At 69.7% G+C, this 10,226-nt stretch carries 4 protein-coding genes; 3 read left to right on the top strand and 1 reads right to left on the bottom strand.

The window, feature by feature from the left end; genetic code table 11:
- A partial coding sequence (locus PKD06_RS02035; RefSeq protein ID WP_324377240.1) for a polyketide synthase occupies positions 1–5,293 on the bottom strand: 5,293 nt, incomplete at its 3' end.
- Positions 5,294–5,813: 520 nt separating this feature from the next.
- On the opposite strand from PKD06_RS02035, the gene PKD06_RS02030 reads away from it, so the two are divergent.
- The 3 genes from PKD06_RS02030 to PKD06_RS02020 all read left to right on the top strand — a co-directional run bounded on the left by PKD06_RS02030 (position 5,814) and on the right by PKD06_RS02020 (position 10,198).
- A complete protein-coding gene (locus PKD06_RS02030; protein ID WP_324377238.1) occupies positions 5,814–7,685 on the top strand; it encodes an AarF/UbiB family protein in 1,872 nt (623 codons plus the stop codon).
- Between the two features lie 142 nt (positions 7,686–7,827).
- Positions 7,828–9,453, top strand: a complete 1,626-nt coding sequence (locus PKD06_RS02025) for a caspase family protein (RefSeq protein ID WP_324377236.1) — start codon at positions 7,828–7,830, stop codon at positions 9,451–9,453.
- A gap of 148 nt (positions 9,454–9,601) precedes the next feature.
- Positions 9,602–10,198, top strand: a complete 597-nt coding sequence (locus PKD06_RS02020; RefSeq protein ID WP_324377234.1) for an OmpA family protein — start codon at positions 9,602–9,604, stop codon at positions 10,196–10,198.
- Positions 10,199–10,226 lie beyond the last annotated feature (28 nt).

Genomic DNA, 10,226 nt, shown 5'->3' with positions numbered 1-10,226 from the left:
GCGCAGAGGCGGGGGAGGCGTCCCAGCTCTGCGGCGCCGGATCCGCATAGACCGCCGCCGCCGGCGCGCCTCCCTGGAGATAGCTCGCCATGACCGTCTTCTGCGTGTCGAGGAATTTCGACATCAGATCCTGATAGCGCATCATCACCTGGGTCACGTCGTCGGCGCGGGCGGGCGCCGCGCCGGCCGCGCCGTTCGGGCCGGGGACGCCGTGGCTCGGGGGGGCGGAAGTCATCTGGACTGGCATGCTCGCAAGGGACTGAGGGAGGCCGGCTCGGGCCTGTGGCGGGGGGGCGGCTTTCCCGTTCGCCTGGGATGCCGAAGATGCCGGCTCCGGCGACCTGGCGCCGAGGACGAAAGGCTCCGGCGCCCCGGTGGGGCGCACCCGCACGCTGTTGATGACCCAGCCGGTCGGCGAGGGCTTCGGCTTGCGGGTCGCCTCGACGAGATCGGCGAGGTCGAGCCGGCGCAGCCCGCGCCCGGCATGGAGCCGGTCGAGCCGGACGGGAAGGCCGCAGACGAGGAGCTGCCCGAGCAGGTGCTGGAGCTGGAGGAGGCCCGGCCGGCCCTTGATGTCGGAGGCGAGCGCGACGAAGGGCTTCTCGCCGAGGATCTGGTGGACGAGCCCGGTCAGCACCGCCTGCGGCCCGACCTCGACGAAGACGCGCGCCCCGGCCTCGTGCATCGCGACGATCTCGTCCTGGAAGCGCACCGGCGCGACGAGGTGCTCGGCCAGGAGATCGGCGATCACGGCGGGATCGCCGGGATAGGGCGCCGCCGTGGTGTTGGAGAAGACCGGGCGGCGGGGCGCCGCGAAGCGCGCCTGCGCGAGAGCTTCCGCCAGGGGCTCGCGGGCGCCGGCCACGAGCGGCGAGTGGAAGCCGCGCGAGACGTTGATCCTGTGGCCCGCGATCTTGCGCTCCTTCGCCTGGGCGAGCGCGGCCTCCAGGCTCTCGGGCGTTCCCGAGACGACGGTCTGGCGGGGGGAGTTCTCGTTCGCCACCGTGGCGCCGGTGCCGGCGATGGCCTCCTCGACGGCCGCGGCGGGCGCGTCGAAGGCCACCATGCCGCCCGGCGATTCCGCGCTCGCCTCGACGATGACCCGGCCGCGCCGGTGCGAGAGCCGGGGCAGGTCCCGCTCGTCGAGCGCGCCCGCGGCGCAGAGGGCGACGTAGTCGCCGTAGCTGTGCCCGGCGAGGAAATCCGGCTCCAGCCCCAGTTCCGTGAGCAGGCGGAACATGCCGAGATCGGCAGCGCCCATCGCGGGCTGGGCCACCTCGGTCCGCGTCAGGGCGGTCCTCGCCTGTTCCTCCTCCGCGGGCGTGAAGGCGGTCGGCGGGAAGACGAAGCGGCCGAGCGGCTGCTCCAGGAGGCCGGCGAGCCGGCTCTCGGCCTCGTCGAAGGAGCGGCGCACCTCCGGGAAGGCGATGGCCAGCTGCGCCAGCATGTCGGGATATTGCGAGCCCTGGCCGGGGAACAGGAACGCGACCTTGCCGGAGCGCGCGGCGGGATCGGCGGCGAAATAGACGCCGCGCGGATCGCGCAGGCTCGATGAGCCGGCGCGCAGGCCGTCGCGGGCGACGGCGAGCTTGTCCTTCAGGTCGTCGAGGGAGGTGGCGACGATCGCGAGCACGGGCTGCGCCGTCTCGCCGCGATCGGCCTTCCAGAGCGACAAGGCGAGATCGCCGGGATCGGGCGTCGCGCCGCGCCCGATCCCGTCGAGGCATTGCTCGACCTCCGCCAGGATCGCGGCGGGTGTCGGCCGGCGCCAGACGAGAAGATCGGCCGGCCAATGCGCAAGGCAGGCCGCCGCCTCCTGCCCGATCGCGCCTTCATATTCCTCCAGCACGACGTGGAAATTGGTGCCGCCGAAGCCGAAGGCGCTGACGCCCGCGCAGCGTGTCTCGCCGGAGCCCTTGATCCAGGGGCGCGCCTCGCCGTTCAAGTAGAGCGGGCCTTCGCCGAAGCCGCATTTCGGATTGGGCGTCTCGACGAGGGTCGGCGGCAGGACCTTGTGGTGCAGGGCAAGCGACGTCTTGATCAGCCCGGCCATGCCGGCGGCGCATTTGCTGTGCCCGATCATCGACTTGACCGAGCCGATGGCGCAGGAGCGCGGCTCGGCCCCGGCCTCGCGGAACACCTGGTTCAGCGCCTTCGCCTCGGTGTCGTCTCCCGCCACCGTGCCGGTGCCGTGGGCCTCGACGAGTTCGACCCGCGCCGGCGAGAGGCCCGAGCCCTCATAGGCCCGGCGCAAGGCGCGCAACTGCCCCTCGGCGAGGGGCGCGGTGAGCCCCTTCGCCCGCCCGTCGCTGGAGGAGCCGATGCCGCGGATCACGGCGTAGATCCGGTCTCCGTCGCGCTCCGCATCGGCGAGCCGCTTCAGGACGACCGTCGAGATGCCCTCGCTGAGGACGATGCCGTCGCCCGTCGCGTCGAAGGGCCGGCATTGCCCGCGCGGGGAGAGCGCATGCGTCTTGCTGAAGGCGAGATAGGCATAGGGCGTCTGCACCATGTCCGCGGCCATGGCGAAGGCCACGTCGCTCGTCCCGGAGACGAGTTCGCGGATGCAGGCCTGCACGGCGGCGAGCGAGGAGCCGCAGGCGGCGTCGATGGCGTAGTTCGTGCCGCCGAAATTGAAGCGGTTGGCGACGCGCCCGGCCGCCACGTTCGCCAGGATGCCGGGGAAGCTGTCCTCCGTCCAGGACGGCAGGTATGGGCCGATCCGCCCGAGCACGTCCCCGGAGGTCACCCCGAGCCCCTCGATGCAATCGAGCAGCGGCAGGGAGGTGCGGAAGCCGTAGGCGACCGGCAGCGGGCTCGCGCCCCCGCCGATGCCGAGCATCGCGCAGGTCCGCTCCCGGTCGAAGGGGCGGCTCGTATAGCCGGCATCGCCGATCGCGAGCCGGACGGATTCGAGCAGGTAGAGCTGGAGCGGATCGATGGAGGTCATGCTGGCCGGCGTGATGCCGTAGGCCAGGGGATCGAAATCGAGGTCGTCGAGGAACCCGCCCCATTTCGAGATGATCTTGTCGGGCGCCCGCGGGTCGGGATCGTAATAGAGCCGCCAATCCCAGAGGCGGCCCGGGATTTCCGTGACGGTGTTCTTCTTGCCTAGGATATTCTCCCAGTATTGCGTGCGGTCGGCCGCCTGCGGAAAATAGCAGGACATGCCGATGATCGCGATGTCGCAAGGCGGCTGCGCGATGGCCGGCCGGCTGCTTCCGTCCGCCTTCACCGCGTCGAGAATCGCCTGGGCGCCGCCGCAGACCTCCTCGTGCAGATGCGCGATGGTCGTCACATCGTCGTGCATGGCCGCCACCTGGCCGATCATGTACATGCCGCGGGCATGCTGCTCGTCGCCGGACAAGGGGGCGAGGGCCGCCTGCGGTGCGCCCCCCCCGGACTCGGTGCCGTTGCCGGAGACGCGCTCGACTCCCTTGGAGGCGATCCGCAGCCGGCCCATATTCATCCATTCGAGCGCCTTGACGATCTCCTCGTGCGACTTGCCTTCGGCTTGCAGCCTCTGCTTCTCGCTGTCGAAGACCTCGCAATAGGGCGTCCCGATGCAGCGGATCGCGTGGCCCCGGCTCGTTTGCAGGAGCACCGTCTCGGCGCAGCCCAAAGCCTCCTGCTGGAAGCGCGGCACGACGGCACCGCCGGAGACAGCCTCCTCGGTGAAGAGATAGGCCGTGCCCATCAGCGCCCCGACCGCGACGCCCCGCGCGGCGAGGCCCGCGGAGAGGGCCGAGACCATGGCGGCCGAGCGCGCATCGTGGATGCCGCCGGCGAAGATCACCTGCAGCTCCTCGCCCCGGCCGTGCTTCTCGATGTGCTCGAGAAGGATCTCGCACATCGTTTCCCAGAGGACGAAGCTCGTGCGCGGCCCGACATGCCCGCCGCATTCACGCCCCTCGAAGACGAAATGGCGGCTCCCCTCGCTCAGGAACATCCTGAGGAGGCCGGGCGAGGGCACGTGCAGATAGGTCACGATGCCATGCTGCTCGAGTTCGCGGGCCTGGTCCGGCCGGCCTCCCGCGATCAGCGCGAAGGGCGGGCGGCAGGCCAGGACGGCCTCGATCTGCTCGCGGCGCAGCTCGGCCGGGACGAAGCCGAGGATGCCCGCGCCCCAGGAGCGGCCGGCGGCGAGGTCGCGCGTCCCGGCAAGGAGCTTCTCCACCTCCGGCTTGCGCAGGAGCGCGAGCGCGACGAAGGGCAGCGCGCCCCCCTCGGCGACGGCGGCGGCGAAAGGCGCGGTGTCGCTGACGCGCGTCATGGGGCCCTGCACGAGGGGATATCGCGTGTCGTGCCGGACGGCGAGGGGCGCGCCCTCGGCCAGGGGCCGCAGGCGCCGCGCGTCTTCCAGGTGCCGGCGGCTCCGGCTGCAAATCGCCTGGACGATGCCCGCTACCGTCACGAAGCGCTGCGCGAGCGGTCTCGCGAAACAGGCATCCTGCCCGAGCGGCCGGAGGGTGCCCGCCGCCAGCCGCTCGCGGACGGCTTCGTGCCAGAGCCGCAGCCTCTCCTCCGCCGGGAAGTCGCCCTGCCTCAGGCGATCCTCCACCGCGCCCAGTTCCTCGATCGCGGCCGCGCCGCGCTGGAGGTGGAAGCGATAGGGCGCGCCGAGGCTTTCGCCGAGGCAGGCCGTGTCGCTGCCGTCGAAGGCGCCGATCCATTCGCGCTCGCTCTCGGGAAGCTGCGATTCCCGCGCGAGAAGAAGCTGATGGTCGAGGACGACGCCCGCCGCGCCGCCGGCGAGGCAGGCGGCGGCCGTGTGAAGGCCGACGCCGCCCTGGACCCAGACGGCGGCCGCCTCGTCTCCCGATGCCTGCGCCGCGTGCAGCCAATGCTGGAGCAGGACGAAAGCCGTCTCGTCCCCGACCCGGCCGCCGGCTTCGTGTCCTTTCAGGACGATGCGCGCGATGCCGGCGCTCCGCGCGCGCTGCGCCTCCGCGACGCTCGCCGCCTCGGCGAAGACCTCGATCCCGGCCCGCCGGAACAGCTCGGCCGAGCCGGCGAGGTCGTCGTCTCCCGCGGCGAGCAGGACCTCGCGCCATTTCCCTGTCCGGGCTTCGAGGAGGCGCCGCGCCAGGGGCCGGTCGCCGCCGCCGATCCTGATCCCGAACCTTTCCGGCACGCCGCGTTCCATCGTCGCGAGGGCCGCAAGGGCCGCATCGGCGTCGTCGGCATTCTCCAGGTCGAGGAAGCCGCGGGCGCCCGCGCGGGCGCCGGCGACGGCGAGCGGCGCCCCTCCGGCTCCTTCCCTCGCAAGGACGATCACGTCATCGGGCTTCATGAGCGTCGTTCATCCATAGGTCGGCCACAGGCGGGGCGCGGAGCCTTTCAGGCGAAGGATGCGCCCGAGGCGCCGGGCCGCAGCGGAAAACGCGCTCCGGACCGCCGGCCCACATATCGCCGGCTCGCGGAACGACTTGCCCTTTCTGCCCGAGAACTTCGCGCTGCCGGCCGGCAGCGCGATCGCCTTCCCTTGCAAGTTGAGAGACCTGCTATAGAAAATCTCCTGGCTCTCAGCCGAGACCATCATATCTTAACGCCGACAAGATCGAGAGCAGCGAGCGGAGGTTACACACTTCGTTCGTCTGTGCAACTGCTTCGCGCGGGCGCACGATCCGAGGCGGGAAGCGCTGCCGGAGCCGGGAAGCGGGACCGCCGGAGATCGGTTTGAATTCATGGGGAATCTATGACTAACTGAAATCGACTGCCGGGGACGCCTCTCGCGCCTCCCGCCGCGGCGGCCGGATGCGCTGATCCAGGGACGGATACGGATCGAATTCTCTGACCGGGACTGGCTTGTCATGCACGATCATTCGGTGGCCGAGATGCAGTTGCCCGCTCCCGCGCGCAAGGACCTGCCCGTCATCCGGCCGCTTCCGCGCCGGAAGGTCTCGTCCTCGATCGCCAATCTCAGCGTCGCGCTGCCGCGCGCCCGGCGGGTCCATTTCGAGGCCAGCATCCTCAGCACCGCGATGCGGCTGCTGGTCTGGCTCTGGGGCGCCCTGCGCTTCTACTACGGCAATCTCCGCGACGTCCTGAGGCGGCGCGACAGCGAGGAGCGCCGGGCCAAGCGGCTGCGCCGCATCTTCGAGGAGGCCGGCGGCACCTTCGCGAAATTCGGCCAGCAATTGTCGATCCGCGCCGACGTCATTCCCTATGCCTATTGCGCCGAGCTGAGCCGGATGCTCGACCAGTCGCCGCCTTTCCCGACGGCCGACGCGATCGCCATCGTCGAGCGCAGCCTGGGCAAGAAGCTCGAGGACGTCTTCGAGGCGTTCGACCCGGACCCCATCGGCTCGGCCTCGATCTCCTGCGTGTACCAGGCGCGGCTCCACAGCGGCGAGCGGGTGGCGGTGAAGGTGCGGCGTCCCGGGATCGGGCCCCTCATCGCGGCGGATCTGCGCGCGCTGGACTGGCTGCTGGTGCTCGCGGAAACGCTCACCATCATCACGCCGGGCACGACCCGCAGCTTCCGGCAGGACCTGCAATCCATCCTCTTCCGGGAGCTGAACTTCCGCACCGAGGCCCGCTACACCGACCTCTTCCGCCGGCGGGCGGAACGCCGCAAGGCCAACGTCACCGCGCCGAAGATCTACTTCCCGCATTGCTCCGAGGAGGTGATGGTCAGCGAGTTCGTCTCCGGCGTGTGGATGTGGGAGATCATGGCCGCCGTCGAGCACGACGACCGGGAGTTCCTGGCCAAGATCCGCGAGCAGGGCATCGAGCCGAAATCCCTCGCCAGCAACCTCATGCTGGCGATGAACCGGGAGATCCACCAGGAGCCGTTCTATCACGCCGACCCGCATCCGGCGAACCTGGTGGTCATGCCGAACAACTGCATCTGCTTCATCGATTTCGGCGCGGTCGGCCGCTTCTCGACGCAGAGCCGCAAGACCTTCCGGGAACTGTCCCACCACATGATCCGGGGCGACATCAGCCGGATGGTGAACGCCTCCCTCGGCCTCGCCGGCCCGCTGCCGCCGATCGACGTCGAGTCGATCCGGCGGGAGCTGACGAAGGTCTATGCCGACTGGGTCTACACGCAGAAGAGCCGCGACGCCGAATGGTGGGAGCGCAGCATGGTCCAGATCTGGATCCGGACGATGGAGGTGGCGCAGCAATACCAGATGCCCATGAGCTTCGAGACGATCCAGTATTTTCGCGCCGCCTTCTCCTACGACGCCATCGTCAACAGGCTCAACAAGGAGCTGGACGTGGCGCAGGAATACCGGGCCTTCCTGCGCCAGATCTCGCGGGAGGCGCGCCACCGGATGCGCCGGCGCCTGCGCGAGCGCCTGACGGGGCCGACGGATGCCGATTACCTGGCATTGGAGGAACTGGGAGACCTCGCGAGCCAGTTCATGTTCAAGGTGCAGCGCAATGTCGAGGAGCCGATCCTCCAGTTCAGGGCCGTGGTCGGCAAGATCGCGTATATCGTGCGCCTGCTCATGCGCCTGGGCTATCTGGTCACGGCCGTTCTCGGCATCGCGGTGCTCTCCGACAGCATCGCGAAAAGATGGTTCGGCCACACGATCGACTGGGACCATGTCATCTCCCGCTTCACGTCGTTCGGCTGGGTGCAGCTCGTCGCGATCACGATGGTGCTCGTGCTGATCCGCCGGATCATCATCAGGCTGAGCATGCCCGACAGCCGTCCGGATGCCGACAGGTAGAGGCGGGAGGCCCTGGCCGCGCCTGTGCCGGCGGCATGCGTCATCGGAGCCCGACAGTAGAGCGCCAGTTCAGCTTGTCTCGTGCCCGGGGGGCGGCTAATCTAGCAAAGAGGGAAAGTGCCGGCAGGGAGTCGATCGAGGCATGCGTGCCTGGCAGATTGTGACCTTAGCGCTGTGCCTGTTCGTGCCCACGCAAATCGGCCTCGCCCTCGCGCAGGATGCCTCGACGCTGCGTCTGGCTCTCGTGATCGGCAACGCGAAATACGGCGATTCCGACGCCCAGTTGCCGGCCGCCTCGGCTGATGCGGCCGCGGTGGCGGCGGAGCTGGGCCGGCAGGGGTTCTCCGTCGATCTGGTCGAGAACGCGACCCAGGCCGATCTCGTCGCGCGCAGCGAGCGGCTCCTGGGCGCGATCGCCGGCGGGGCCACCGTGGTCGTCTATTTCAACGGCTTTGCGATCCAGTCCGGCCGACAGAACTACCTGATCCCGGTCGACGTCAACATCTGGACGGAAACGGACGTCCAGCGCGCCGGCCTCGGCATCGGCCAGCTCCTGGGGGAGATCGAGCGCCGGGGGGCGGCCGACACCTATCTGATCGTCGAGGGAGCGAACCGCAACCAATATGAGCGCCGCTTTCGCAACTATTCGATCGGGCTGGCCTCCGTCGCCACCCTGCCGGCCGGCTCGACGCTGATGCTGTCGGCCGCGCCGGGGGCGGTCCTGAGTCCTTCGGCCAAGCCCCGCGGCCTCCTCTCCGCGGAACTGGTCAGGCAACTGGCCGCCGCGCGCGGTATTTCGCTGAACGTCCTCGACAAGACGCGGACGGCCGTCATGTCCGCGTCGAACGGCTCCCAGACGCCCTGGATTCTCTCCGTGCCGCGCGAGCCGCCGGCGCCTCCCGCCAAGACCGCGATGCTGCCGGAGGCCGGCGCCAAGCCGGCCGAGCCGCCCGCGATGGCCCCGCCGCCCGTGCCCGCGGCGCCTCCGCAGGAGAGCGGACCGGCCGGCGAGGCGGGCAAGGATGCCGGCCCGCCTCCCCCGAAGCCCGAGGCGGGGATTGCGGCGGAAAGTCCCAAGGCCCCTGCCGAGCCGCCGCCTGCTCCTCCGCCGTCCGCTCCTCCGCCCCCTGCCACGCCGGCGGCAGCGGAGCCGCCGGCACCTGCCGAGCCGCCGGTGCCGCCTGCGGCGCCGGTGCCGGTCGCTGCCGCCCCGGCTGCCGAGGCGCCTTCGAAGAAGCTTCGGATCGCGCAGATCGACTACAGCCCCGCCGACGAGGGGCAGTTGAAGGATCTGGACGCCGCGATCGCCCGCAACCCGAAGGATGCGGCGTCCCTCTATACGCGGGGGCAGCTCTACGCCCTTCATTATGATTTCGTCCGGGCTCTCGCCGATTTCGACCGCGTCCTGCAAATCGATCCGAAGGACGTCGAGGCCCTGAACAACCGCTGCTGGATCAAGGCGATCATCGACGATCTCGATTCCGCGATCCTCGATTGCAACGCCGCTCTCAAGCTTCGGCCCGAATTTCTCGACGCCCTGGACAGCCGCGGCTTCGTGATGCTCAAGATCAACCTGCCGCGGCGCGCCATCAGCGATTACGAGGCGGCCTTGAAGATCAACAGCAAGCATGCCTCGGCGCTCTACGGCCGCGGCATCGCCTATCGTCGCCTCGGGGAGAAGGGCCACGGGGATCGCGACGTGAAGCTCGCGCTCGCCATCGATCCCCAGATCGGTGAACAATTCTCGTTGTTCGGAGTCAATCCATAGTCTTGATCGTTCGAGCATGATCATTTCGAAAAACCGCTCTTTCCTTTTCGGATCATGCTCTGCAAGCCGGCTGCCCGCGCAGCCCGTGCCGGAGGAGGGTTCCATGATGGCGTTTGCAGTCAAGCCGGGGGCTCGGATCGCTCTTGTCTTGTCGGGGGCGATTTTCGCCGCCTCGGCCGCCGTGGCCCAGGTGCCCACGGAGGGCCAGATCCTCGATGCGCTGACGCCCAAGCCCGCGACGCGCAGCCTCTCGACCGCCCCCGCTGCCCAGCCGCGGCCGGGCAATGCCGACGAGGCCGCCTTTCTCGACAGCCTGAAATCCGCGACCACGCGCTCGCTCTCGACCGGCGAGCGCGAGAGGCTCTCCACCATCGCCGAGGGCAAGCCGAGCATCGATCTCGACATCCCCTTCGGGCTGAATTCCGCGACGATCTCGGCCAAGGCGCGGCCGATCGTGAATGCGCTCGGGGCGGCCTTGTCGCGTCCGGCGCTGAAGGAGGGCACCTTCATGATCGCCGGCTATACCGACGCCCGGGGCAGCGACGAGCTGAACCAGCGGCTTTCGGAGCGCCGCGCGGCCTCGGTGAGGCATTATCTCATCCAGAAATTCAAGATCCCGCCGCAGAGCCTGATCACCGTGGGCTACGGCAAGACGCATCTCAAGTTCAAGGACAAGCCGAACGCCAACGAAAACAGGCGCGTGCAGGCCACCAACCTCAGCGAAGTCAAGTCGGCGTCGCGCTGACGTGGCCGCGCCAGCCCACGATCCGGGA

It is taken from the genome of Enterovirga sp., from assembly GCF_035325185.1.
Lineage (GTDB): Bacteria > Pseudomonadota > Alphaproteobacteria > Rhizobiales > Beijerinckiaceae > Enterovirga.
Note: the sequence above shows the minus strand (reverse complement) of the source record. Positions and strands in the feature narration are given on the sequence as shown.

Coding starts and splice junctions, on each gene's coding strand:
- PKD06_RS02030 (WP_324377238.1), top strand. CDS start 5,814: ATGCACGATCATTCGGTGGCCGAGATGCAGTTGCCCGCTCCCGCGCGC.
- PKD06_RS02025 (WP_324377236.1), top strand. CDS start 7,828: ATGCGTGCCTGGCAGATTGTGACCTTAGCGCTGTGCCTGTTCGTGCCC.